We start from the raw sequence: 23137 nt of genomic DNA, 5'->3' as shown, positions 1-23137 counted from the left end.
CTTTCCTATTTCACTTCCGGTGGCGTCTGGAAGGTGTGGTAGGGCGCTGGCGAGGGGATCGACCATTCCAGGCCCTCGGCGCCATCCCAAGGCTTGGCCGGCGCAGGTGCGCCACCGCGGATGCACTTGATGACGATGAACAGGAAGAAGATCTGCGTCGCACCGAACATGAAGGCACCGATCGATGACACCATGTTGAAGTCGGCAAATTGCAGGTTGTAGTCGGGAATCCGCCGTGGCATGCCGGCCAAGCCAACGAAATGCATGGGGAAGAAAGCCAGGTTCATGCCGATGAACGACAACCAGAAGTGCAGCTTGCCCAGGGTTTCGTCGTACATGTGGCCAGTCCACTTGGGCAACCAGTAGTAGGCAGAGGCAAAGATGCCGAAGATCGCCCCGGGTACCAGGACGTAGTGGAAATGCGCCACCACGAAGTACGTGTCGTGGTACTGGAAGTCAGCCGGTGCGATGGCCAGCATCAATCCTGAGAACCCGCCGATGGTGAACAGGATGACGAAGGCAATGGCGAACAGCATCGGCGTTTCGAAGGTCAACGAGCCCTCCCACATGGTGCTGACCCAGTTAAACACCTTGACCCCGGTGGGTACGGCGATGAGCATGGTGGCGTACATGAAGAACAGCTCGCCAACCACCGGGATGCCAACCACGAACATGTGGTGCGCCCAGACGATGAACGACAGGAAGGCAATCGCACCGGTGGCGTACACCATCGACGTGTAGCCGAACAGCGGCTTGCGCGAAAATGCCGGAATGATCGAGCTCACAGCGCCGAACGCCGGCAGGATCATGATGTACACCTCGGGGTGGCCGAAGAACCAGAACACATGCTGGAACAGTACCGGGTCACCGCCACCGGCGGCGCTGAAGAAGCTGGTGCCGAAGTGAATGTCCATCAGCATCATGGTCACCACGCCAGCCAGTACCGGCATCACCGCAATCAGCAGGAAAGCGGTGATCAGCCAGGTCCAGACGAACAGCGGCATCTTCATCAGGGTCATGCCGGGGGCACGCAGGTTGAGGATGGTGGCGATCACGTTGATCGCCCCCATGATCGAGCTGATACCCATCATGTGGATGGCGAAGATGAAGAACGTCACGCTGGCCGGCGCATAGGTGGTCGACAGCGGGGCGTAGAAGGTCCAGCCGAAGTTAGGCCCGCCGCCCGGGGTGAACAGGGTCGAGACCAGCAGCAGGAACGCCGCCGGCAGCAGCCAGAAGCTGAAGTTGTTCATCCGCGGCAGGGCCATGTCCGGTGCCCCGACCATCAGCGGGATCATCCAGTTGGCGAGTCCGACGAAGGCGGGCATCACGGCACCGAACACCATGATCAGGCCATGCATGGTGGTCATCTGGTTGAAGAAGGCCGGCTCCACGATCTGCAGTCCCGGCTGGAACAGCTCGGCGCGTATCACCATGGCGAACGAGCCGCCGAGCAGGAACATCATGAAGCTGAACCACAGGTACATCGTGCCGATGTCCTTGTGGTTGGTGGTCAGCACCCAGCGCATCAAGCCCTTGGCTGGGCCATGGGCATGTTCGTGGCCGTGGGCGTGGTCGTCGATCACTGCACTCATGTCCTGTCTCCTGCAACCCATTGATTGCCGCGAGTATCCCGGTTCATTGCGCTTCGGCCTGCTTGAGCGCCAGCACGTCTTTGGGCGTGACCATGTCGCCCTTGTTGTTGCCCCAGGCATTGCGCTCGTAGGTAACGACGGCGGCGATGTCGACTTCCGACAGTTGTTTGCCGAAGGCAGCCATGGCCGTGCCAGGCTTGCCGTGGAAGACGATGTTCAAGTGACCTTCCTTCGGTCCCGTTGCGATCTTCGAGCCTTTGAGTGCCGGGAACATGGGCGGCAAGCCTTGGCCTTCGGCCTGGTGACAGGCCACGCAGGTTGTGTGATAGACCTTGTCGCCACGCTCGACCAGCTCTTCAAGGGTCCACTCCTTGCTGGTCAACTCCTTGAGCTTGGCCGCTTCTGCCTTGCGCTCACCCAGCCAGGTGTCGTAATCGGCCTTGGACTTGACCTCCACCACCACTGGCATGAAGCCGTGGTCCTTGCCGCACAACTCGGTGCACTGGCCACGGTAGATACCGGGCTTCTCGATGCGGGTCCAAGCCTCGTTGACGAAGCCTGGAATGGCATCGCGCTTGACGGCGAAGGCGGGTACCCACCAGGAATGAATGACATCGGCAGCGGTCACCAGGAAGCGCACCTTTGCACCCACCGGCAGCACCAGTGGCTGATCGACCTCGAGCAGGTAATGCTCGTCCTTGGGCGCCTTGTTATGGATCTGGTCCGCTGGCGTGGCCAGGTTGCTGAAAAACTCCACGTCCTGGCCCAGGTACTTGTAATGCCACTTCCACTGGTAACCGGTCACCTGGATATCGACGTCCGACTCACTGGCGTCGTAGATGTCGATCAGCGTTTTGGTGGCTGGAATGGCCATGGCCACCAGAATCAGGAAGGGGACGACCGTCCAAAGGATTTCCACCCAGGTGTGTTCGTGGAAATGTGCGGGCTGCTGCCCCGTGGAACGCCGATGGATGACCATCGACCAGAACATCGCACCGAACACCACGATGCCAATGATCACGCAGATCCAGAAGATGGTCATGTGCAGGTCGAACACGGCGTTGGAGACTTCCGTCGCCCCTGGCGCCATGTTCACAGTCCAGGCGGCGTGTGCCTGACCGAAAACCGACCACAACAGAAGGCCCATCCAGACATGTGGATGTCGCATCATTGCGGGTTCCCCTTCTAGTTCTTGTTGTCCCGGAGGCATTCACCTGCGGCAAGCGGGAACGGCGGTCAAGACTGCCTGACTTCGACGACCGAGCCCCTGCGAAAGCAGACGGGCCTCATCAACGAATCACGTTCAACGGGAGTATAGACAGCGACCAATGGTGCGCAATGAAGGGCGTGAAATGAACCGCACGAAATTGGATAATGCCCCCACAAACCGCGGGCTAGAGCCTTGCTAGCACAATAATGGCATATTGATATAGCTCGCTCCGCACACGTTTGCGGGTTTTATAACAAACTTGTCTTAGGCATTCCGTATACCGAGCTACCTTAGTGTCTTCCGTTTGTAATGCCTTGTCCCTGGAGTTGTCATGAACATCGCTGCCGTGCGCGAGCAGATTAGCCAAGCCCACCAACATGAGAGCCGTACCGGCCAACTGAAACAGCGTCTCGAGGCGCAACTACCCCATCTGCACCCCTCGATCCAACTGCCTGAGCAGGACGCCCAGGGTACTTTGGCGCGCTTCGTCAGCGCTTACATCGACCAGGTTCCAGAATTGCTGGAGGCGGCAAACGCAGTCGCCCGCGAGGCGGGTATCGAGTCGCAGATCAAGCCGGTGCTGAAGATCGCCGAAGCCTACTTCCTGCAGCCACCCAGCGTGATGCAGGGTCATGTGGGCCTGGATTGCCTGCTGGACGAGGCTTACCTGGCACACCGGCTGGTGGAAGAGGTCAACGACCTTTACATCCGCCACTTCCAGCAGCCATTGATCCCGGTCGACACGACCGTGGCCAACCTCATCGCTCACCAACTGATCGGTGAAAGTTTCGCCAACCAGCTGGATGAGGTGGTGCACCACTCGGTCGATGAAATGCTGGACGACGAAAGCTTCGCCGCGGAGTCGGTCGAACAATACCGCGAAAACCTGTGCAGCCCGGAAACCGGCGCAGCCTGGAAACGCTGGCCGTGCCTGTCGCGCCAGCTTGGCGTGGAGCTGGGCCAGCCGGCTTGACCGCCAAGGCTGCGCAACAGAGGCCTTCGATTCCACCGGACCTGTGGGGGCGGGTTTGTCCCGCGCCCACCAATGACCACGTCGCCCTGTACGCCAGTTTGGGGTTACGCTCCGACGCCCACGGTCGTACGCAACCGGCCCTCGATGCGCCGTTTCAAGCGGCGCTGCTCGATCTTCAACCGCGAACCATTGGCCGAATTGCTGCGGCTCCAGTCCTCCAGCAGCTCAAGGCATGAGTGGTCTATGTAGCTCAGGTTGCCCAGCGGCACATGCAATGTGGTACCCGCCGGAACGGTATCGAGCACCTGGGTCAGCGCCGGCACCTTGAGAAAGGTCGCGGCACCACTGAGCCGAAGCTCCATGTGCCCAGGCTTTTCCAGGGTTACCAGGCTGATCTTCAGGCGCGCCGCCTTGAAAGCCAGCTTGAGCAGGGTCAGGGCAAAGCCCAGCAGCACACCGGTCAGAAGGTCGGTGAAAATGATGGCCAGCGCGGTGGCCGCGTAGGTGAACATCGGCATCCGCCCGTAGCGCCCCAAACCACGGAAGGCCTTGAAGTCCACCAGTTTGATACCCGTGAACACCAGAACGCCTGCCAGGCTTGCCACCGGGATTTGCTGCAGCACGCTGCTCAGGGCGACGACGAACGCCAGCAGCCAAAGGCCGTGGAAGATGGCCGAGGCGCGGGTCTTTGCTCCCGCCTGGACATTGGCTGAGCTGCGTACGATCACCCCGGTCATCGGTAAGGCGCCAAGCACGCCGCACAGCATGTTGCCGATACCTTGGGCGGACAATTCACGGTCGAAGTCCGAACGCTGGCCACTGTGCATGCGGTCCACCGCAGCGGCTGACAGCAAGGTTTCGGCACTGGCGATGAAAGCCAAGGCGAAGGCCGCTACCAGAAGCGTAGGGTCGGCCAGCTTCAGCAGGTCATCCGGGCGAATCCAGTCGATGGCCTCGGTCAGGTCGGCCGGCACCTGCACCCGATTCACCGAAAGCCCCAGCCATATGCTGACTGCCGTCATTGACGCCACGCCCAGCAGGGCGCCGGGGATGAAGCGCAGTCGCTGAGGCCGCAGGCGCTCCCAGCCCCACATGATGGCGATGGTGCCCAGCCCCAGCGCACCGGCCTGCCAGGCCGCGCCGGCGCTTTCCGACGGCAGGGCTGCGGCAACTGTCGCAGGAAACGCCAGCAGATTCTGCATGCCGGTTGGCTGCGGGGCGGTGTCAAACATCACGTGCAACTGCGACAGCACGATCAGCACCCCGATGCCGGCCAGCATGCCATACACCACCGCTGGGGCCGTGACCCGGAACCAACAGCCCAACTTCAGGCGCCCGGCCAGCAGCTGCAACAAGCCTGCTACCAGCAGAATCGGCCCCAACATGGCGATGCCATGCTGGCGTACCAGCTCGAACACCAGCACCGCCAGACCAGCCGCCGGTCCACTGACCTGCAGCGGCGAACCTGCCAGGAAGCCAACCACGATACCGCCGATGATGCCTGTGATCAGGCCCTTGGCCGGAGGCATGCCCGAGGCGATCGCAATGCCCATGCACAACGGCAGGGCCACCAGAAACACTACGACTGATGCCAGTAGTTCGCGCGGCAATGCCGCTGTTATCTGTGTCTTGTTCACCATTTCTTTCCTTCCTCTGTCACAGGCCATTCCTCTGGCCATAGGCATGTTGGCCCTGACAAGCGCGCAGGCGCGGGCCGCCAGCAGCGTTGCCGGCAAGACAGTCAGGGAGATTCAAGGCAGCAGAAGGCCGCACCGCACCCAGAACGGGTGCAGTCGGCTATCAAGGTAATGCGGGTGTCAGGGTCGCTTAGTAGCGGCCTCTCGGGGTCGCGCAGGGGATCGGCTCACCCGCGGTGAGCGGCAGGAAGCTGTCGCTTGCCGCGTCGTAGGCTTCGATCTGACTGGTCTCGATGTCGTAGATCCAACCATGGATATACAGCTGGCCCGCCGCCAGGCGCGACGCGACCGAAGGATGTGTGCGCAGGTGGTGCAATTGGGCGATGACGTTTTCCTTGGTCACCACTTTCATGGTCTCGTGCTCGCTGCCGCACGAGCAGTTGTCCTCGACCACGGTACGGGCGACTTCGGCGTGGCGCAGCCAAGCCTTGACCGTTGGCATCTTCTCCAACGAGCTGGGGTTGAGCACGGCACGCATCGCGCCGCAGTCGGAGTGGCCGCAAACGATGATGTGATGCACGCCCAGGGCGAGCACCGCATATTCGATGGCGGTGGAAACGCCGCCGTTCATCTGACCATACGGGGGGACCACGTTGCCGACGTTGCGGGTCACGAACAGATCGCCTGGCGAGCTCTGGGTGATCAGCTCAGGGACGATGCGCGAGTCGGCGCAGGTGATGAACATGGCGCGCGGCTTCTGCGCGGTGGCGAGCTTCTTGAACAACTCTTGCTGCTCGGGGAAGACGTCATGGTGAAAGCGCAGGAAGCCGTCGACGATGTGCTTCAGGGCGGCATCGGCGCTCTCGGCGGGGGCCTCCGGAACGACCTTGGATGGGTCCTTGACGGGCATGATTCATCCTCTTGACGGTTTGTAGGTAAATCCATTTTACCGGTGAAAGATTCTGGCTATGCGGGGATTTAGATGACGCACGCAGGCCATTCATCACAGTCGCTGCCGACTGATTGCATACGCTAGCGGGGAAAACTTAATTGAAACTGAATTCGGAGGCTCTAGAACAAGCGTTCCAGACCAAGGAGGAGGGAGCTGAATAATATCAAAAAAGCATCAGCCGCCAACCCCTATGAGTGAAATTATTGGCTGCCATTAGCCTCATTGGATGCAACAGCATTGCCTCGATGGTTCAGAACAGCGCCATCTGTCCACCCGGAGGGCAAAAGGACGAGCAGTCCAGAGACTGAGCCTCCCGGCGTTCGAAAGCCAGACGACGCATGGCCCTGGCGAAACGCTGGGCCAGCAGATCGGCGAATACCCCCTCGCCACGCATGCGTGCCCCGAACCGACTGTCGTAGAGCTCGCCGCCTCGGCTCTGGCGGATCAAGCTGAGCACATGCGCGGCACGTTGTGGATAGTGGTCGTGCAGCCATTGCTCGAACAGCGGCGCCACTTCCAGTGGCAGGCGCAGCATCATGTAGGCGGCGCTCTGCGCGCCGGCTTCCTTGGCGGCTTCCAGCAGGTGCTCCAGCTCGCTGTCATTGATCATCGGGATGATGGGGGAGCACAGCACGCCCACCGGCACCCCTGCTTCGCGCAATACCCGAATCGCCCTCAACCGCGCCTTGGGTGCCGCCGCGCGGGGTTCCAGCACGCGCTTGAGCTCATCATCCAACGTGGTGAGGCTGATCATCACCCGCACCAGGCGCTGGCTGGCCATCTCCGCCAACAAGTCGAGATCACGCAGCACCAGCGCACCTTTGGTGACGATGGTGACCGGATGGCGAAAGCGCAACAGCACCTCAAGCAGACGCCGGGTCAATTGCTGTTCACGTTCGATGGGCTGGTAGGGGTCGGTATTGGAGCCCAGGTTGATCGGTGCGCAGACATAACCCGGTTTGCTCAGCTGTTGTGCCAGCACCTCGGCTGCGTTGGTCTTGGCGATCAGTTTGGTTTCGAAATCCAGGCCCGGAGACAAGTCCCAGTAAGCATGCGAGGGGCGGGCATAGCAGTAGATGCAACCATGTTCGCAGCCACGGTAGGGGTTGATGGAACGATCGAAGGGCAGGTCGGGGGAGGTGTTGCGGCTGATGACCGACTTGGCCGTTTCGACGCTCACCTCGGTACCCTGGGTGAGAGGAACCTCTTGATACCAGCCATCGTCTTCGGCCACCGATTGACTCGGTGCGAAGCGGTTGTGCGGATTGTGAACCGTGCCACGGCCCTTTTGCGGCGCTGGAGGAATCATCGCTCACCTCGATACTGTATTTACATACAGTGCCTCAGCCCAGATGATTCTTCCAGCCCCTTTGGTCAGGGCAGTATCAATTCACACCATGCCAGCGCAAGTAGGGCAGGTGGCTTGGTGCACGCCCAAGGAAGGCCTCGATTCCTTCGCGAAGTGGCCGTGAGGCTCCTGGGGCGAACAATGCCTCCTGCAACGCGCGCCCGGTGCCACGGTCGAGCAGGCCTTGAGCCTCGAAACGCGTGAACAGGTCGAAGGCATGCACGTCCGACCATAAATAGGCGTAGTAGCCCGCATCGTAGCCGCTTACCAGGTGCTGGAAGGCATGGGCAGGACGCTCGAAGTCGGCAAGCGGCCAATATCCGCAGCGTGCGCGGGCGTCGGTCAGGCGTTGTTCAAGGGTCCGACCATCCTTCGGTGTGGCATGCAGGTCCAGGTCGAACAGCGCAAGGCTCAGGTGGCCTGCCGCTTCCTCCAGGCCATCCTGCCTAAGGCGGCCCAGGCATTCCTCCACCCGCGTGCGATCGAGCTTAGTGCCGTTCCATTGATGCGACGAGATTCCGGCCAGGTAATCCGCGTTCCACACCCAACGCTCGAACAGCTTGCCAAACAGCTCGACGCCGTCCGTACCGAGCGCGGACACATTGGACAATACATGGTTTGTGGTACGCACCAGCAGGTGGTGCAAGGCATGGCCAAACTCATGGTAGAGCTTGCGCAGGGACAGGTGATCGAGTAGCGGCTGGCCGCCATCGACGGCGGCTGGAATGTCGCTGAACACTACGACGGCAGCTTCTTGATACACCCCTTCGGCATTGACCCGACGGCTGCGTATGTAAGTGGTGCTCACCCAATCCAGCTGCTTGCCAGGATGCTGCACGGCGTCCAGATACAAGAAGCCGATCAAGGCGTTGTCCTGCCAGGCCTCGAATGTCTGCACGCTTTCATCCCAGGCGGCGAACGGCTTTGGTACAAGCAAGAGGCCAAATAGCTTCTCAGCCAACTGGGTCAATGCCGACACTACCACGGGCAACGGGAAGAACTCGCGCAGTGACTCGGTGGAAAGCACTTTGGTCGACGCTTTGTGTCGCGCCTGCAAGAAGCTCATGTCCCACGGCTCAGGGTCGCTCACACCCTGCACGGCGGCTTGGCTCTCGATCCGTGAGCGACGCTCGATCATGGCTGGCCGCAGATTGTCGGCCAGGTCGTGAAGGAACCTGTTCACCTGCGCGAGTCCCCCCGCGCTCTTGGCTTGCAAGCTCAGTTCAGGGTGGTTGGCAAAACCGAGCAAAAGCGCTTTCTCATCCAGCAGTTCCGCCAGACGCTGCAAGTACGTGCCATTGTCCTGCTGCCCATCTTCGCTGACACCTCGAAGGTGGTACGCACGATAGACGCTTTCACGTAGCGGACGATGCTCAGCGTACATGAGCACCGTTTCAGTGACCGCAGTCTCGCACGCGATCAACCAACCTCGCTCACCTGCCTCCCTCGCTCGGGATGCCAGTTCGTCGCGCACACGCTGGGGAATGCCACGCAATTGAGCTTCATCGTCGATGCGCAGGCCGGGGCGGTTGAGATTCAACTGATATTGCCCGCGCAAGGTGGTGATCTGCCTCTGCAACTCAGCCAGACGGGCCTTGCCGTCGGTATCGAGGGCCGTGCCGCTGATGGCGAAGTTGTCGAGGTACCAGCGCAAGGTGGCACGCTTGTGCGCGTCCAGATTCACGCCGTTGGCACGCCTCGCCAAGCGCTCGTACAGCGCTTGCAGGCGGCCATTGGTCAGCTTCTGGTCGAAGCGTTCAACAACCTTTCCATAGAACCCGAGGACGGCCTTGCCCCAATCCTCTCCTCTGCCCAGCAGCGGCAACGACGCATTGAAGACGGCCAGCAACTGGGCGTCCAGTTCATCGATCGCCAGCACGAAGTCGTCCCAGGTCGGATGCGTCTGTTGAGCGTCGATGATCCGCGCAATACCGTGTTCATGGGCTTGCAGCACGAAATCGAAAGCCGCGAGCATGTTGTCCAGGGTCACCGCATGGTAGTCCAGCGGTACCTTGCTGTGTTGCAGGAATGGATTACGGGTATCCATGGTGCGTTGCCTTGCTCATGTTGAAGAGCAGGCGAGCATGCGCACTGGAGGGACAACAGGTGGCGTCACTATGTACCACCCAGGGCAGAGGAGAATGCCACCCAGGCACAAGGCCCAGGTGGCATCAGGGCGTCACTCAGCCGGTTTCTTCAGCTTCGGATTGGGGAAGAACTGCACCATCTGGACCTTGGCAGGAGCAGCCTTGGGTGCCAGCTGGTTGACCCGGGTGCCGAGTTCCTTGGGCACCGACAGGCCCTGCTCATTGAGCGTGTCGGCAAAGCCGCAGGCCACGCATTCGCGGTGCGGCACATCGTCCTCGTTCCACATCATCAGCTTGTCGGGCTCGCTGCATGCCGGGCATACCGCCCCAGCGATGAAGCGCTTCTTGGTTCTGTTCACGACTACCTCGCTCATGCCGCTGCGTCCTCGCTCAAGCCACTATGACGCAGCAATGCATCAATGGAAGGCTCACGACCACGGAAGTCGACGAACAGTACCATCGGCTCGCGGGAGCCACCACGGGCGAGGATCGCCTCACGGAATGCACGCCCGGTCTCGGCGTTGAGCACACCTTCTTCTTCGAAGCGCGAGAAAGCGTCAGCCGACAGCACTTCCGCCCATTTGTAGCTGTAATAGCCTGCCGCGTAACCGCCCGCGAAGATGTGGGCAAAGCTGTTGGGGAAGCGGTTGTAGGCCGGCGGACGCATCACCGAGACCTCGTCACGCACGCCTTCGAGCACTTCCAGTACGCTGCGGCCGTCGCCGTGGCGAGCGTGCAGCTCGAAATCGAACAGCGAGAACTCCAGCTGGCGCACCATCATCATGCCGGACTGGAAGTTCTTCGCAGCCAGCATCTTGTCCAACAGGTCCTTGGGCAGCGGTTCGCCCGTTTCATAATGGCCAGAGATCAGCGCCAGGCCTTCGGGCTCCCAGCACCAGTTTTCCATGAACTGACTCGGCAGCTCGACCGCATCCCAAGCCACGCCATTGATGCCCGATACACCCGCATGCTCGATCCGAGTCAGCAGGTGGTGCAGGCCATGGCCGAATTCATGGAACAGCGTGGTGACTTCATCGTGAGTCAGCAAAGCGGGCTTGCCAGGTGCGGCCGGGGTGAAGTTGCACACCAGGTTGGCAACCGGGCTCTGCAACTGGCCACTGGCGGTGCGACGACGGTCGCGAGCGCCGTCCATCCAGGCGCCGCCACGCTTGTTGGCGCGGGCGTACAGATCGAAGAAGAAGCGGCCGACGTGCTGACCATTTTCCTTGATCTCGAACAGACGCACATCGGGGTGCCAGGTGTCGAAGCCTTTGAGCTCGGCGATCTCGATGCCGTACAGACGCTGGACGATGTTGAACAGGCCGGACAGCACCTTGTCGATCGGGAAGTAGGCACGCAGGGCTTCCTGCGAAACGCTGTAGCGTTGTTCGCGCAGCTTCTCGCCGAAGTAGCCGGCGTCCCAACTGGCCAGCTCAGCGCAGCCTTGTTCGGCTGCATAGGCCTTGAGCTGTTCCAGATCCTGGGCAGCGAAGGGCTTGGAGCGCTTGGCCAGGTCGCGCAGGAAGCTCAGCACCTGGTCGCTGGACTCGGCCATCTTGGTGGCCAGGCTCAGGTCGGCGAAATTCTTGAAACCGAGCAGCTCGGCCAGTTCCTGGCGCAGGTCGAGGATTTCACGCATCACCGGGCCGTTGTCGAACTGCCCGGCATTCGGGCCCTGGTCCGAGGCGCGGGTGCAATACGCGGCATACAGCTCCTCGCGCAGGGCGCGATCGCTGGCGTAGGTCATTACCGCGTAATAGCTGGGGAACTCCAGGGTGATCAGCCAACCCTCAAGGCCCTTGGCCTGAGCGGCGGCGGCCATCTGCGCCTTGGCCGAATCGGTCAGACCGGCCAGGGCTGCCTCGTCGGTGACGTGCTTGGTCCAGGCCTGGGTGGCATCGAGCAGTTGGTTGGAGAAGCGGCTGCCCAGCTCGCTCAGCTTGCTCTGCACTTCGGCGTAGCGCTGCTGCTTGTCGGCAGGTAGGTCGATACCCGACAGGCGGAAGTCACGCAGGGCGTGCTCCAGGATGGTTTTCTGCGCCACGTCGAAGCCTGCGGCTTCCGGGCTGTCGATCAGCGCCTGGTAGGCTTCGAACAGCGCGCGGTTTTGCCCCAGTTCGGTAGAGTAGGCGCTCAGTGCCGGCAGGCAGGACTCATAGGCCTCGCGCAGCTCCGGGCTGTTGCACACCGCATTGAGGTGGCTTACCGGACTCCAGGCGGCGCCCAGTCGGTCGTTGAGCTCGTCCATCGCCAGCACCAGGCCGGCCCAGGTGGGCTGCTTGCCTTGCTGTTCGAGGATCTGGCCAATGGCTTTACGGTTGTCGGCCAGGATCTCTTCGATCGCCGGCAGCACATGTTCGGCACGGATCGCCGAGAAGGGCGGCAGATCGTAGGACTGCAGAAGCGGGTTGTTCGCACTCACGGTTTGGATACCTTGGCAGGAGAAACACTGGACCATCTTAATTACAATCGACGCCGACCGCAGCAGGCAGCCTGCCTATCGGCACAGATGAGAGACGCTATCATGGCCATCCGAAGCTTCCAGCAACACACTCCGAAAGTTGGACCACGGGCCTTCGTCGACCGTTCGGCGGTGGTGCTGGGCGATGTGGAAATCGGCGAGGACAGCTCGGTCTGGCCACTGACGGTGATCCGCGGCGACATGCACCGCATCCGCATCGGTGCGCGCACCAGCGTGCAGGACGCCAGCGTGTTGCACATCACCCATGCAGGCCCGTTCAACCCCGATGGTTTCCCGCTGATCATCGGCGACGATGTCACCATTGGCCACAAGGTCATGCTGCATGGCTGTACCCTGGGGAGCCGCATCCTGGTCGGCATGGGCAGCACCATCATGGATGGCGCCATCGTCGAGGACGAAGTGATCATCGGCGCCGGCAGCCTGGTGCCGCCGGGCAAGCGTCTGGAAAGCGGTTACCTGTATGTCGGCAGTCCGGTGAAGCAGGCCCGACCGCTGACTGACAAGGAACGCGCCTTTTTCCCCTACAGCGCCAGCAATTACGTGAAGCTCAAGGACCAGCACCTGGCCGAAGGCTACGACCGACCGGAATGACCTCTTCGCGGGTAAGCCCGCCAATGGAACGATCAACGACTTGAGTGACCCCCTTCACATGCACCAGCAAAACATACTCTTCGACCTTGACGGCACCCTCACCGACCCCCGCGAGGGCATCACGCGCTCGATCCAGTACGCCTTGGCCAAGCTGGGTATCGACGAGCCGGACCTGACCCGCCTCGAACACTTCATCGGCCCCCCCCTGCTGCAGGCCTTCATGCAGTTCTACAACTTCGACGAGGCCAAGGCATGGGATGCGGTGAACTTCTACCGTGAACGTTTCAGCGTCACCGGCTTGTACGAAAACCTGGTGTTCGATGGGGTTCCCGAGCTGCTGAGTGCGCTCAATGGGCAGGGCCGCACCTTGTACATCGCCACGTCCAAGCCTTGGAAGTATGCCCGCGAGATCGCCCGGCACTTCGCGTTCGACCACCACTTCAAGGTGATCTACGGCAGTGAGCTCGATGGTACTCGCACCAACAAAGTGGAGCTGATCCGGCACCTGCTCGACGAGCAGGGGCTGAACCCGGCCGAGACCTTGATGATCGGCGACCGCAAACACGACCTGATCGGCGCCCGCAGCAACGGCCTGCAGGCAGTGGCCGTGGGTTACGGCTTTGGTAGCCATGAAGAGCTGATGGCACAGGAGCCGGCGTTCCACTTCGCGACCTTGGCCCAGATGCACGCGGCATTCATCAAGGCCTGATGGCAGTCGGGGCTGCTGCGCGGCCCCAAAACCTCAATGCCCGGTCAACAACTGCTCCAAAGCTGCCTTGCGCGCTGCAAGGGGCAACCGCCCAAGCGCTTCGACCCGTCCATAGAACCGCGCCCAATCCCCGCCCACGTCGTCGAACAGCGCCGCAAAGGCCGGCACCCACTGGTCGTACAGCCCAAATGGCAACAGCTTGGCATTGTTCATTGGCCCGTATACCCAGGCGTCGTAACGCTTGTCGCCACTCCACTGGGTGTCGCGCAGCACTCGATACTCCCGACGCAAGCGTTCGAACTCCGCCTGCTTCGCGATACGCTTGTGGGCATCGTCCAGCGGCCCGGCATAGATCGCCTGGAGTCGCTCGCGGCTGGCCAGAACCAGTCGCGTGAACTGGTCGCGTTGTTTCACCTGACCGTCCCGAATCGTTGCAAACCCGCGCGCCACGTGCCATTGCCGCGATCCTTCCTGCTCGACGAAGGTGGCGAATGACTCGTTGAACTCGGTGTCATCCTTCACATAGACACGTTGGTGGGCCAACTCATGGAAGATCAGCGCAGCCAGCCGCTCATCCCCCCAGCCGACCATCGACGACAGAATGGGGTCATCGAACCAGCCGAGGGTGGAGTAGGCCTCCACGCCGCCGACATAGACATCCATGCCGTCCCGGCGCATCACCGCCGCCGCACCGCGTGCCGCGCCCTGTCGGTAATAGCCGCGATAGGCCACACAGCCCGCGATGGGGAAGCAGTGGGTCACCGGCTGCAGCGAAAGCTCCGGCGTGGCGAATACGTTCCAGACGACGAAGGGGCGCCCCAAGTTGGCGTATACCCGGTAACTACCGTTGTCCGGCAGTTTCAGATGCTCGCTGGCAAATGCCCGAGCTTGCTCGGCATGCTCCAGTCGAGCTCGCAAACGTGGCGTGGTAGCAGGGTCGGCAATGACCTGCGCCACCGGCGTGCGGGCATTCAACAACTGCCATTGACCCTCAGCCAACTGACCGTAATACCCAAGGCTGCTGCAACCGTTCAGCAGAAGGGCGGCCAACCAGGGAACCAAACAGGTCAAAACGCGGTCGAGTGGCCCAGAGCCTGAGCGCTTTAAAAGAAGAAATCGAACCATCTTGGGCTATCTACTCGCTCACAGCCGATGCGCTCCAAGACTATCTTGCCAAGGGGGAGTTTCGCCATGCGTCCACTGTTTGCCATCGGCTTGCTGATGCTGTTGTCCGCCTGCTCGACGCTGCCCAACCCAGACCCCAACCAGGCCTGGGTCGATCTCGCCCCAAGTGACGACACCTCACTGCACGCCGTTGAAGTGGACGAGCGCGAATGGGCAGACAAACGCTATTTCGAAGTGGCGCCCGGCAGCCACGAATTGACCGTGCGTTACCAGTTTCCAGTCACACCGAGCAATATCGGCCCGGTCAGCGAGCCCCTGTGGCGCGACTGCCAACTCAATCTCACGTTCAAGGACTTCAGCGCTGGCCAGCGCTACCAGATGCAGGCCGGCAGCATCGGTTTCCGCCCCTGGATCAAACTCTACGACCAGCAGCAAAAACTGGTCGGACAAGGGCTGCCAGCGGGCTGTCAACGTACCTGAACATGCTGAACGGCGCTATGCTTGTAGCTTGTGAACCGCAAGCGGGAGTTTCGCCATGCGCCAGCCTATGATGCTGATCGCTCTCAGCGCACTGGGGGCTTGCGCCAGCCCCTTGCCGCCCGCCGACCCCAAGCAGGCCTGGGTCGACCTCTATACCACCACCCCAGGACGGGTCATCATGGCCGATCGACTCGATGGCAAGCGCCTGGAGGACGGTCGCTTTTTCCAGGTCACGCCGGGCAAGCATGAACTGGTGGTGCGTTTCGACTACGAGATCTACTCCGGCGGGGTCATGTCCCAACCCGTGGATCGCACCTGTTACCTGACCGTACGCTACGACGACTTCAAGGCCGGCGAGCGCTATCGCCTGGAGGCCAGGGCACCGGTGATGAAGCCACAAGTGCTGTTGTACGATGCCAACCGCGAGGTGCTGGTGAATGAACCCAGCAGGGTCTTCTGCGTGCCCTGAGCGCTTGGGGCCGTAAAGCGGCCCCACCTGCTACCGGTCATTCTTCTGGTAGATGATTTTCTTAGTACCGCCATCACAGCTGCCCACGACCATGTTGGGGTCCTTGACCTCGCTGTTAGGCACGATTTCCAGGGTGTAGGACGGCACACCTTGCGCCTGGATCTTCGCTTCGATCTCGGCCTTCAGTTCCTCGCACGGTTTGACCGCGGCCAGTGCGGACGTAGCGACCAAGGAAGCCAGCACGGCGATTGTTACGCGGATCATTGAACAGCTCCTCAAAAGGCAGTCTCGCTGCCAACGCTGTTTAGACTACCGCAAACCGCCGCAGTTGCGCCGCCTAGCCCACCAGCAAGGCATCGAGGCTGACAGTGGCATTGAGCAGTTTGGAAACCGGGCAGCCTGCCTTCGCCTTGTTGGCGATTTCCAGGAACTGCGACTCGCTGGCCCCCGGCACCTTGGCCCGCAGAACCAAGTGCACCGCGGTAATGGCAAAGCCATCGGCCTGTTTATCCAGAGAGACCTCGGCGATGGTGTCGATGCGCTCTGCGGTCAGCCCCGCCTCGCCCAGCATCATGGAAAGGGCCATCGAAAAACAGCCTGCGTGGGCTGCGCCGATCAACTCTTCCGGGTTGGTGCCAGGTGAGCCTTCGAAACGGGTATTGAAGCCATAAGGGTTCTGCTTCAGGGCCCCGCTTTCCGTGGAGAGAAAGCCGCTGCCGTCTTTCAAACCACCTTGCCAGATCGCTGATGCTGTCTTCTTCATATTGCCTCCTGAGCGCTGGGTTAGGTACTCATGGGTTCAGAGGCCAACGCCCCCCGGCAAGTTCAGACTAATCGGCCATCACGCATTGAAACGGCCGAATGTGCCCATACAGAGTTCACATGGCCTCTGGCCAATCACCCTTACGGAGGCTCCGATGACGCAGTTGCGTGACCTGAAAATTTCCACCCTCGACCTGGTGCCCGTCCGTGCCGACGCCGGCCCGGCGCAGTCGCTGCGCAACTCGCTGGACCTGGCACAACACGTCGAGCGCTTCGGATACAACCGCTTCTGGGTCGCCGAACACCACAACATGGATGGGATCGCCAGTTCGGCCACGTCAGTGCTGATCGGCTACCTGGCCGGTGGCACATCGACCATTCGGGTCGGCTCCGGCGGCATCATGCTGCCCAACCACGCGCCCCTGGTGATCGCCGAGCAGTTCGGTACCCTGGCCAGCCTCTATCCGGGCCGCATCGACCTGGGCCTTGGCCGTGCGCCAGGCTCCGACCAGATGACTGCAAGGGCCCTGCGCCGCGAACGCTCCGGCAGTGCTGACGACTTCCCCGACGATGTCGAAGAACTGTCGCGCTATCTCGGACCGCGCACACCTGATCAGAAAGTGATCGCCGTCCCCGGCCACGATACCGAGGTGCCACTCTGGTTACTCGGCTCCAGCTTGTTCAGCGCCCAGTTGGCGGGCATGCGTGGGCTGCCCTATGCCTTCGCATCGCACTTCGCGCCGCGCTACATGCATGAGGCCATCCGCATCTACCGCGACCATTTCAAACCGTCCACGGTCCTGGACAAGCCTTATGTAATGCTCGGAGTACCGATGGTCGTGGCAGAAACCGACGAGAAGGCCGAATACCTGGCCACATCCGTGTACCAGCGCATTCTCGCCCTGATTCGCGGACAAAGCCTGATGCAGCGGCCCCCGGTGCCGAGCATGGACGGCCTTTGGCTGCCCCATGAGCGGGACGCAGTGGGCAGCTTCCTGGGCCTGGCGATGATCGGCAGCCCGCAGAAAGTGCGGGCTAAGGTGCAAGTGCTCTTGGAACAGACGGGCGCGGATGAGCTGATCTTCACCTGCGACTTGTACGAGCATGCAGACCGGGTCCGGTCCTATGAATTACTGGCGCAGGCCTTGAAGGCCGAGTAGCGCCCAATCAACCGGCAAACCGGCTCCTGCGGGGGCACCGCCCGTGGGAGCGGGTTTGCCAGCGAACGGGCCAACGCTCATCCACGTCGGTAGACGATTTCTTTTTTGCCGCCTTCGCAGGTGCCGACCACCTTGCCCGCTGGGTCACCCTTGTTGACGATCTCAAGCGTGTAGCCTTTGACACCCTTGGCATCGAGCTTGGCCGCGATTTCCGCCTTGAGTTCCTCGCACGGCTTCCCGGCCGCCATCGCACCACCGGCCAGCGCCATCAGGCCTATCGCAAGCATCAGTTTCTTCATCGACCGCATTCCTTGTTTCAGATGAGAAAAGACAAGAAGGGCCCCACCCAGGCACCCTCCAGCGTTATAACGCCATCACGCCGGGACTTTCCATCCCGATCATGGGTCAACTATTGGCGATGCGGAACCCGACCTTAAGCGTGACCTGGAAGTGCGCCGCCTTGTTGTCCCGGATGTGACCCCGGGTGTCGACCACTTCGAACCATTCCAGGTGCTTGATGCTCTTGCCAGCTTCGGCCAGGGCATTGTTGATCGCCTCTTCGATGCTGTTGGGTGAAGATCCCACCAGCTCGATCTTCTTGTAGGTGTGATGATCGGACATGAGCACTCTCCTTGGATGACGGTGAGATTCAGCCTAGCAGCGCAGGCATGGTTTACCTGCGAGCAGCAGCCACCATCGAAAGTTCGATCGCACTTTTGCCTGCCCGCGCAGTCGCAACCTGTACAGTCCACCCTGCGAAGGAGAGTCAACATGCACCGCAACTCGCTGCGCAAAGCATCCCTGGAAAGCATGGAAGCGGAAATCGAAAGCCTTTTGAAAACCCTTGAAACGCTCAAACATGACGCGTCCGAGGAATCCCAGAAGTCGATGAAGGCCATCCGCAGCAACGCCGAAAGCGCGCTCAAGCATTCGCGCAGCCTGCTCAGCGATGCCTACGAGGAGGTGAAGACCCGTACCCGTCAGACCGGCATTGCCACCCGAGACTACGCACAGCAGCATCCTTGGACGACCACAGGCGTGGCGGTGGGCGCACTTGGTCTGCTGGCGGCTTACCTGCTGTCCCGTCGCAACTAACCCGCCTGACGCTGAAGTTCACGACGCAACCAATCCGCCAGTTGCTCGGCGCGCCCATCCGCGGCGCGCCGGGGCACCCAAAGCGCCAGGGCAGCGGAGGTCGGTGAAAAGCCCCACGGCGCAGTCAAACGTCCCGCACGCAAGTCATCGGCCACCAGGGGCTGCGGGGCAATTGCCACGCCCAGGCCGGCAACGGCCGCCTCCAGCAAGTAGTACAAATGCTCGAATGCCTGGCCGTACTTCAACGCCGCGGGGTCCAGCCCCTGCTGCCCGGCCCAGGTCGGCCAAGCCTGAGGCCGTGATGTGGTGTGCAGCAACGCCTCCTCCAGCAAGGCCTTGGCCGGTGCGCCACGCAAGCGCTCGAAACCGGCGAAGTGCGGGCTCAGTACCGGCCCGATGCGCTCCTCGGCCAGCACATGCACTTGCATGTCCGCCGGCCAGGGCGGCTCGGCATACACCAGCAAGGCATCCAGTCCAGGCCGTCGTGGGTCCAGGTCGCCTTCACCTGCAGACAGGTGCAGGCGCAGTTCGGGGAGGTCCGCCTTCAGCCGACCGAGCCTGGGAATGAACCAACGCGCCAGCAGGCTGCCCGAGCAACCCAGGACGAACGGCGCCTCCCCGACATCCCGGCCCAGCTCGGCGCACACAGCACGCAGGCGGTCGAAGGCATCGGAACTGGCGTCACGCAGGCGCACACCGGCATCTGTGAGTTTGATGCCACGCCCGTCCTTGACGAACAGCGCCACGCCCAGGTGCTCTTCCAGCACCTTGATCTGCCGACTGACGGCACCATGGGTTACATGCAGCGCTTCGGCCGCCAAGCTGACGCTGTTGAGTCTGGCGGCAGCTTCGAAAGCGCGCACGGCGTTGAGGGGAGGGAGATCCTGAGCCATTTACGTGTGAGTTTTTCTGACAGGTTTACGCAATCTTATCGGTTTTCAGGCGAGCGTGTCGTGGTTAGAGTAAAGCCCATATCCCTTTGATCACGCCTTGGAGCGCACCATGACCCAGACTCAATACCGCGCCGGCCCCGATGCCAACGGCCTGTTCGGCTCGTTCGGCGGCCGCTACGTGGCCGAAACCCTCATGCCGCTGGTGCTGGATTTGGCCCGTGAGTACGAAGCGGCCAAGGCCGACCCCAAGTTCCTCGAAGAACTGGCCTACTTCCAACGCGACTATATCGGCCGCCCGAACCCGCTGTACTTCGCCGAGCGACTGACCGAACACTGCGGCGGCGCGAAGATTTTCTTCAAGCGTGAAGAGCTCAACCATACCGGCGCCCACAAGGTGAACAACTGCATCGGCCAGGTGCTGCTGGCCAAGCGCATGGGCAAGAAGCGCCTGATCGCCGAAACCGGCGCCGGCATGCACGGCGTGGCCACCGCCACCGTCGCCGCACGCTTCGGCCTGCCCTGCGTGATCTACATGGGCGCCACCGACATCGAGCGCCAGCAGGCCAACGTGTTCCGCATGAAATTGCTGGGCGCCGAGATCGTCCCGGTCACCGCCGGCACCGGCACCCTGAAAGACGCCATGAACGAAGCCCTGCGCGACTGGGTTACCAATGTCGAAGACACTTTCTACCTGATTGGCACCGTGGCCGGCCCGCACCCGTACCCGGCGATGGTCCGCGACTTCCAGTCGATCATCGGCAAGGAAACCCGCGCCCAGCTGCAAGAAAAGGAAGGTCGCCTGCCCGACAGCCTGATCGCCTGCGTCGGCGGTGGCTCCAACGCCATGGGCCTGTTCCACGATTTCCTCGATGATGCCAGCGTGCAGATCATCGGCGTGGAAGCCGGTGGCCACGGCGTGAACACCGACAAACATGCCGCCAGCCTCAACGGTGGGGTGCCAGGCGTGCTGCACGGTAACCGCACCTACCTGCTGCAGGACAATGACGGTCAGATCACAGACGCCCACTCGATTTCCGCAGGCCTCGACTATCCAGGCATCGGCCCGGAGCACGCCTACCTTCACGAAGTGAAGCGCGTGGAGTACGTCAGCATCACCGACGACGAAGCCCTCGCGGCCTTCCACACCACGTGCCGCCTCGAAGGCATCATCCCGGCCCTGGAAAGCTCCCATGCCCTGGCTGAAGCCATCAAGCGTGCGCCGACCCTGCCCAAGGACCATTTGATGGTCATCTGCCTGTCCGGCCGTGGTGACAAAGACATGCAAACCGTGATGAATCACATGGCCGCCCAGGAGAAACAGGCATGAGCCGTCTTGAACAACGCTTCGCCGAACTGAAGGCCGAAGGCCGCTCCGCGCTGGTCACCTTCGTCACCGCCGGCGACCCTGGCTACGACGCCTCGCTGCAGATCCTCAAAGGCCTGCCTGAAGCCGGCGCGGACGTGATCGAACTGGGCATGCCGTTCACCGACCCGATGGCCGACGGCGTCGCGATCCAGCTGGCCACCCTGCGCGCACTGGAGGCCGGTCAGACGCTGGCGAAAACCCTGCAGATGGTCCGTGAGTTCCGCGTGGGCAACCAGACCACGCCGATCGTGTTGATGGGTTACTACAACCCCATCCACCGCTTTGGCGTTGAACAGTTCGTGGCCCAAGCCAAAGAAGCGGGTGTCGATGGCTTGATCATCGTCGACCTGCCACCGGAGCACGACGCTGAACTGGCTACCCCGGCCCAGGCCGCGGGCATCGACTTCATCCGCCTGACCACCCCGACCACCGACGATGCTCGCCTGCCGCGGGTGCTCGAGCGCAGTTCGGGCTTCGTCTACTACGTTTCCGTGGCGGGTGTGACCGGAGCCGGCTCGGCGACCACCGAGCACGTGACCGAGGCGATCGCCCGTCTGCGTCGACATACCGATCTGCCGATCAGCGTTGGTTTCGGTATTCGTACGCCGGAGCAGGCTGCCGCGATTGCCCGTCTCTCGGACGGTGTCGTGGTGGGTTCGGCGCTGGTGGACAAGATCGCCAAGGCCGAGAATGCCGATCAGGCTGTGAAGGACGTGCTGAACCTTTGCTCGGCACTGGCCGATGGCGTGCGCAGCGCTCGCGCCTGATACACGTCGTACTCATCGCCGGCAACCCGGCTCCTACAGGTCTGCTCGGACCTCGTAGGAGCCGGCACACCGGCGATGGGACCTGAAGCCCTAACTCGCAAAAATCGACAGATCCAGCGGCCGCACAGCGCCCATCCAGATCGCATGGTCCCTGTGGTCAGCCAGCTCATCCCCCGTCAGCGGATGCAGAAACACCACCAGCCCCTTGCGGTACAACGCCAACCACGGCAACACCACCCCCACCACCTCTGGTCCGAACGCCAACTGACAACTCCAGTCTGGGTGCGGACCGACCGGTTTCTGGTGCATACGCCCCATGGTTACAGGAAACAGCCGCGCGGCCTCTTCGCACAACTCGCGGGCCTGGTCGATGGTGGACGCGTCGTAATAGACATGGGCGTGATAGCCCTTGATTCTTTGCACGAAAACTCCTGAATGCACTACGAAGTGCCACTGCGCTCTTGCTCCAGCCAGTCGACAAACCGCTCGATCAATGCCCCACGCCGTTTGCGCGGTGGCAATACCACATAATAGCCCCGACTCGACTTCAGACTCTGCTCCAGCGGCCGGCATAGAAGCCCCTGTTCCACCAAGCCATCGACCAGATGCCGCCAGCCGATGGCCACCCCTTGGCCTGCGATGGCAGCCTGGATCAGCAACGTATAGTTATCGAAACGCAGCTGGCCGGAGGGGGCCGGACTTTCCACACCGAGTCCACGAAACACGCCCGCCCAGTCGAACCAGCGACTGGCCTGCTCGCCCCGCAAATGGAGCAACGGCAATCGTTGCAAAGCCACGGCTGACAGGGGTTTGCCATGAATCAGCCGAGGGCTGCAGACAGGGAATACTTCCTCATCGAACAGCCACCTGCTCTCGCCCTGATGAAAGCGCCCGTCCCCGAACAGGATTGCCACATCGATATCGGGCCGCAACATGCCCTGACTGCGCTCGCCAGTGACAAGACTCACATCGACCTGTGGATAAGCCTGATGAAAACGCTGCAGCCTCGGCATCAGCCAGAACGCCGCGAAGGCGAAATCAGTGGCCACCTGGAGCACTTCACGCTGGCCACGGCCACTGACCTGGCCGATGCCTTCGTTCATGGTCTGCAGGCCCTGATGTACCTGCTCGAACAGCTGTTGGCCCGCTTCGGTCAGCTCTATTCCCCGGTAGATCCGGTCGAACAAGCGCGCCCCCAGCTGCGCCTCAAGCCGCTTGACCTGCTGACTCACTGCCGGCTGGGTGGTCCCCAGTTCGGTCGCGGCAGCGGTGAACCCGCGCAGCCGGGCAGCGGCCTCGAATACGCGCAGAGCATCGAGGGATAACTTGGCAAGGTGCTCAAACATAAGCTTGGCTAATCCCAGTCATTGCCCGCCATGGGCTTTACCCATGTTATCCACAGTCGCATCTTGGTAGGCAAGCGGTTCGCATAATAC

General features: G+C 61.7%; 25 protein-coding genes. 9 read left to right on the top strand and 16 right to left on the bottom strand.

The window, feature by feature from the left end; all coding sequences use genetic code 11:
• Positions 1 to 5: 5 nt before the first annotated feature.
• Together ctaD and coxB are read right to left on the bottom strand one after the other, a co-directional pair.
• Positions 6 to 1595 (bottom strand): cytochrome c oxidase subunit I, encoded by a 1590-nt coding sequence (ctaD, locus tag IF103_RS00400; RefSeq protein WP_023377999.1) that lies wholly within the window; start codon positions 1593 to 1595, stop codon positions 6 to 8.
• A gap of 43 nt (positions 1596 to 1638) precedes the next feature.
• Positions 1639 to 2766, bottom strand: a complete 1128-nt coding sequence (gene coxB, locus IF103_RS00395) for a cytochrome c oxidase subunit II (RefSeq protein WP_023377998.1) — start codon at positions 2764 to 2766, stop codon at positions 1639 to 1641.
• Between the two features lie 370 nt (positions 2767 to 3136).
• Between coxB and IF103_RS00390 the strand changes: the two genes are divergently transcribed.
• A complete protein-coding gene (locus IF103_RS00390) occupies positions 3137 to 3778 on the top strand; it encodes a hypothetical protein (RefSeq protein ID WP_023377997.1) in 642 nt (213 codons plus the stop codon).
• 104 nt (positions 3779 to 3882) lie between these two features.
• Here IF103_RS00390 and IF103_RS00385 read toward each other — a convergent pair whose 3' ends face one another.
• The 6 genes from IF103_RS00385 to prlC all read right to left on the bottom strand — a co-directional run bounded on the left by IF103_RS00385 (position 3883) and on the right by prlC (position 12260).
• Positions 3883 to 5418, bottom strand: coding sequence for a SulP family inorganic anion transporter (locus IF103_RS00385; RefSeq protein WP_023377996.1), 1536 nt, complete (start codon positions 5416 to 5418; stop codon positions 3883 to 3885).
• 187 nt (positions 5419 to 5605) lie between these two features.
• Positions 5606 to 6325, bottom strand: a complete 720-nt coding sequence (locus IF103_RS00380) for a carbonic anhydrase (RefSeq protein ID WP_023377995.1) — start codon at positions 6323 to 6325, stop codon at positions 5606 to 5608.
• A 292-nt stretch (positions 6326 to 6617) separates the two neighbouring features.
• Entirely contained in the window at positions 6618 to 7676 is a 1059-nt protein-coding gene (locus IF103_RS00375) for a PA0069 family radical SAM protein (protein WP_023377994.1), read from the bottom strand.
• Between the two features lie 76 nt (positions 7677 to 7752).
• A complete protein-coding gene (locus IF103_RS00370) occupies positions 7753 to 9762 on the bottom strand; it encodes a M3 family metallopeptidase (protein ID WP_104883092.1) in 2010 nt (669 codons plus the stop codon).
• Positions 9763 to 9894: 132 nt separating this feature from the next.
• The gene (locus IF103_RS00365; protein WP_202675789.1) at positions 9895 to 10176 is read right to left on the bottom strand and encodes a YheV family putative zinc ribbon protein; all 282 of its coding nucleotides are present in this window, start codon (positions 10174 to 10176) and stop codon (positions 9895 to 9897) included.
• Complete coding sequence (gene prlC / locus IF103_RS00360; protein ID WP_027906636.1) at positions 10173 to 12260, bottom strand: oligopeptidase A; 2088 nt, start codon at positions 12258 to 12260, stop codon at positions 10173 to 10175. Before prlC ends, IF103_RS00365 begins: the two co-directional genes overlap by 4 nt.
• A gap of 66 nt (positions 12261 to 12326) precedes the next feature.
• Here prlC and IF103_RS00355 point away from each other — a divergent pair, with 66 nt between their 5' ends.
• Together IF103_RS00355 and IF103_RS00350 are read left to right on the top strand one after the other, a co-directional pair.
• Positions 12327 to 12875 (top strand): gamma carbonic anhydrase family protein, encoded by a 549-nt coding sequence (locus tag IF103_RS00355; protein ID WP_023377990.1) that lies wholly within the window; start codon positions 12327 to 12329, stop codon positions 12873 to 12875.
• A 58-nt stretch (positions 12876 to 12933) separates the two neighbouring features.
• Complete coding sequence (locus IF103_RS00350) at positions 12934 to 13584, top strand: HAD family hydrolase (RefSeq protein WP_023377989.1); 651 nt, start codon at positions 12934 to 12936, stop codon at positions 13582 to 13584.
• A gap of 33 nt (positions 13585 to 13617) precedes the next feature.
• On the opposite strand, the gene IF103_RS00345 is transcribed toward IF103_RS00350, so the two are convergent.
• The gene (locus IF103_RS00345; protein WP_027906637.1) at positions 13618 to 14709 is read right to left on the bottom strand and encodes an aminopeptidase; all 1092 of its coding nucleotides are present in this window, start codon (positions 14707 to 14709) and stop codon (positions 13618 to 13620) included.
• A 66-nt stretch (positions 14710 to 14775) separates the two neighbouring features.
• Here IF103_RS00345 and IF103_RS00340 point away from each other — a divergent pair, with 66 nt between their 5' ends.
• Both IF103_RS00340 and IF103_RS00335 read left to right on the top strand, forming a co-directional pair.
• Positions 14776 to 15189, top strand: a complete 414-nt coding sequence (locus tag IF103_RS00340) for a PA0061/PA0062 family lipoprotein (protein WP_023377987.1) — start codon at positions 14776 to 14778, stop codon at positions 15187 to 15189.
• 55 nt (positions 15190 to 15244) lie between these two features.
• Positions 15245 to 15658, top strand: a complete 414-nt coding sequence (locus tag IF103_RS00335) for a PA0061/PA0062 family lipoprotein (protein ID WP_023377986.1) — start codon at positions 15245 to 15247, stop codon at positions 15656 to 15658.
• A 30-nt stretch (positions 15659 to 15688) separates the two neighbouring features.
• On the opposite strand, the gene IF103_RS00330 is transcribed toward IF103_RS00335, so the two are convergent.
• Both IF103_RS00330 and IF103_RS00325 read right to left on the bottom strand, forming a co-directional pair.
• Complete coding sequence (locus IF103_RS00330) at positions 15689 to 15922, bottom strand: DUF1161 domain-containing protein (RefSeq protein ID WP_023377985.1); 234 nt, start codon at positions 15920 to 15922, stop codon at positions 15689 to 15691.
• A gap of 73 nt (positions 15923 to 15995) precedes the next feature.
• Entirely contained in the window at positions 15996 to 16421 is a 426-nt protein-coding gene (locus IF103_RS00325) for an OsmC family protein (RefSeq protein ID WP_023377984.1), read from the bottom strand.
• 154 nt (positions 16422 to 16575) lie between these two features.
• Here IF103_RS00325 and IF103_RS00320 point away from each other — a divergent pair, with 154 nt between their 5' ends.
• Positions 16576 to 17580, top strand: a complete 1005-nt coding sequence (locus IF103_RS00320) for an LLM class flavin-dependent oxidoreductase (RefSeq protein WP_023377983.1) — start codon at positions 16576 to 16578, stop codon at positions 17578 to 17580.
• Positions 17581 to 17657: 77 nt separating this feature from the next.
• Here IF103_RS00320 and IF103_RS00315 read toward each other — a convergent pair whose 3' ends face one another.
• Together IF103_RS00315 and IF103_RS00310 are read right to left on the bottom strand one after the other, a co-directional pair.
• Entirely contained in the window at positions 17658 to 17879 is a 222-nt protein-coding gene (locus tag IF103_RS00315) for a DUF1161 domain-containing protein (protein WP_027906638.1), read from the bottom strand.
• 106 nt (positions 17880 to 17985) lie between these two features.
• Complete coding sequence (locus IF103_RS00310; RefSeq protein WP_023377979.1) at positions 17986 to 18201, bottom strand: dodecin; 216 nt, start codon at positions 18199 to 18201, stop codon at positions 17986 to 17988.
• A gap of 150 nt (positions 18202 to 18351) precedes the next feature.
• Here IF103_RS00310 and IF103_RS00305 point away from each other — a divergent pair, with 150 nt between their 5' ends.
• Complete coding sequence (locus tag IF103_RS00305; protein ID WP_023377978.1) at positions 18352 to 18675, top strand: ElaB/YgaM/YqjD family protein; 324 nt, start codon at positions 18352 to 18354, stop codon at positions 18673 to 18675.
• On the opposite strand, the gene IF103_RS00300 is transcribed toward IF103_RS00305, so the two are convergent.
• On the bottom strand, positions 18672 to 19568 hold the full coding sequence (locus IF103_RS00300; RefSeq protein WP_023377977.1) for a LysR family transcriptional regulator: 897 nt from the start codon (positions 19566 to 19568) through the stop codon (positions 18672 to 18674). The genes IF103_RS00305 and IF103_RS00300 overlap by 4 nt on opposite strands.
• A 109-nt stretch (positions 19569 to 19677) precedes the next feature.
• Between IF103_RS00300 and trpB the strand changes: the two genes are divergently transcribed.
• Together trpB and trpA are read left to right on the top strand one after the other, a co-directional pair.
• On the top strand, positions 19678 to 20895 hold the full coding sequence (gene trpB, locus IF103_RS00295; protein WP_023377976.1) for a tryptophan synthase subunit beta: 1218 nt from the start codon (positions 19678 to 19680) through the stop codon (positions 20893 to 20895).
• Entirely contained in the window at positions 20892 to 21701 is an 810-nt protein-coding gene (gene trpA / locus IF103_RS00290; protein ID WP_023377975.1) for a tryptophan synthase subunit alpha, read from the top strand. The genes trpB and trpA overlap by 4 nt, the downstream gene beginning before the upstream one ends.
• A 90-nt stretch (positions 21702 to 21791) precedes the next feature.
• On the opposite strand, the gene IF103_RS00285 is transcribed toward trpA, so the two are convergent.
• Positions 21792 to 22124, bottom strand: a complete 333-nt coding sequence (locus IF103_RS00285; RefSeq protein ID WP_023377974.1) for a DOPA 4,5-dioxygenase family protein — start codon at positions 22122 to 22124, stop codon at positions 21792 to 21794.
• A gap of 17 nt (positions 22125 to 22141) precedes the next feature.
• Entirely contained in the window at positions 22142 to 23047 is a 906-nt protein-coding gene (locus IF103_RS00280) for a choline sulfate utilization transcriptional regulator (protein ID WP_023377973.1), read from the bottom strand.
• Between the last annotated feature and the right edge of the window lie 90 nt (positions 23048 to 23137).

The sequence above is a fragment of the Pseudomonas sp. SK2 genome (assembly GCF_016772395.1).
GTDB classification, from domain to species: Bacteria; Pseudomonadota; Gammaproteobacteria; order Pseudomonadales; family Pseudomonadaceae; genus Aquipseudomonas; species Aquipseudomonas taiwanensis.
The sequence above is the reverse complement of the archived record's forward strand: the minus strand, read 5'-3'. Positions and strand labels throughout refer to the sequence as shown.

Bases quoted from the DNA above. Each gene is read 5' to 3' on its own strand.
- IF103_RS00385 (WP_023377996.1), bottom strand. From the start codon at position 5,418: ATGGTGAACAAGACACAGATAACAGCGGCATTGCCGCGCGAACTACTG.
- IF103_RS00325 (WP_023377984.1), bottom strand. From the start codon at position 16,421: ATGAAGAAGACAGCATCAGCGATCTGGCAAGGTGGTTTGAAAGACGGC.
- trpA (WP_023377975.1), top strand. From the start codon at position 20,892: ATGAGCCGTCTTGAACAACGCTTCGCCGAACTGAAGGCCGAAGGCCGC.
- trpB (WP_023377976.1), top strand. From the start codon at position 19,678: ATGACCCAGACTCAATACCGCGCCGGCCCCGATGCCAACGGCCTGTTC.
- IF103_RS00370 (WP_104883092.1), bottom strand. From the start codon at position 9,762: ATGGATACCCGTAATCCATTCCTGCAACACAGCAAGGTACCGCTGGAC.
- IF103_RS00355 (WP_023377990.1), top strand. From the start codon at position 12,327: ATGGCCATCCGAAGCTTCCAGCAACACACTCCGAAAGTTGGACCACGG.
- IF103_RS00340 (WP_023377987.1), top strand. From the start codon at position 14,776: ATGCGTCCACTGTTTGCCATCGGCTTGCTGATGCTGTTGTCCGCCTGC.
- IF103_RS00375 (WP_023377994.1), bottom strand. From the start codon at position 7,676: ATGATTCCTCCAGCGCCGCAAAAGGGCCGTGGCACGGTTCACAATCCG.
- IF103_RS00345 (WP_027906637.1), bottom strand. From the start codon at position 14,709: ATGGTTCGATTTCTTCTTTTAAAGCGCTCAGGCTCTGGGCCACTCGAC.
- IF103_RS00335 (WP_023377986.1), top strand. From the start codon at position 15,245: ATGCGCCAGCCTATGATGCTGATCGCTCTCAGCGCACTGGGGGCTTGC.
- ctaD (WP_023377999.1), bottom strand. From the start codon at position 1,595: ATGAGTGCAGTGATCGACGACCACGCCCACGGCCACGAACATGCCCAT.
- IF103_RS00350 (WP_023377989.1), top strand. From the start codon at position 12,934: ATGCACCAGCAAAACATACTCTTCGACCTTGACGGCACCCTCACCGAC.
- IF103_RS00315 (WP_027906638.1), bottom strand. From the start codon at position 17,879: ATGAAGAAACTGATGCTTGCGATAGGCCTGATGGCGCTGGCCGGTGGT.
- IF103_RS00380 (WP_023377995.1), bottom strand. From the start codon at position 6,325: ATGCCCGTCAAGGACCCATCCAAGGTCGTTCCGGAGGCCCCCGCCGAG.
- IF103_RS00330 (WP_023377985.1), bottom strand. From the start codon at position 15,922: ATGATCCGCGTAACAATCGCCGTGCTGGCTTCCTTGGTCGCTACGTCC.
- IF103_RS00305 (WP_023377978.1), top strand. From the start codon at position 18,352: ATGCACCGCAACTCGCTGCGCAAAGCATCCCTGGAAAGCATGGAAGCG.
- IF103_RS00390 (WP_023377997.1), top strand. From the start codon at position 3,137: ATGAACATCGCTGCCGTGCGCGAGCAGATTAGCCAAGCCCACCAACAT.
- IF103_RS00320 (WP_023377983.1), top strand. From the start codon at position 16,576: ATGACGCAGTTGCGTGACCTGAAAATTTCCACCCTCGACCTGGTGCCC.
- IF103_RS00300 (WP_023377977.1), bottom strand. From the start codon at position 19,568: ATGGCTCAGGATCTCCCTCCCCTCAACGCCGTGCGCGCTTTCGAAGCT.
- IF103_RS00365 (WP_202675789.1), bottom strand. From the start codon at position 10,176: ATGAGCGAGGTAGTCGTGAACAGAACCAAGAAGCGCTTCATCGCTGGG.
- prlC (WP_027906636.1), bottom strand. From the start codon at position 12,260: ATGGTCCAGTGTTTCTCCTGCCAAGGTATCCAAACCGTGAGTGCGAAC.
- IF103_RS00310 (WP_023377979.1), bottom strand. From the start codon at position 18,201: ATGTCCGATCATCACACCTACAAGAAGATCGAGCTGGTGGGATCTTCA.
- coxB (WP_023377998.1), bottom strand. From the start codon at position 2,766: ATGATGCGACATCCACATGTCTGGATGGGCCTTCTGTTGTGGTCGGTT.
- IF103_RS00280 (WP_023377973.1), bottom strand. From the start codon at position 23,047: ATGTTTGAGCACCTTGCCAAGTTATCCCTCGATGCTCTGCGCGTATTC.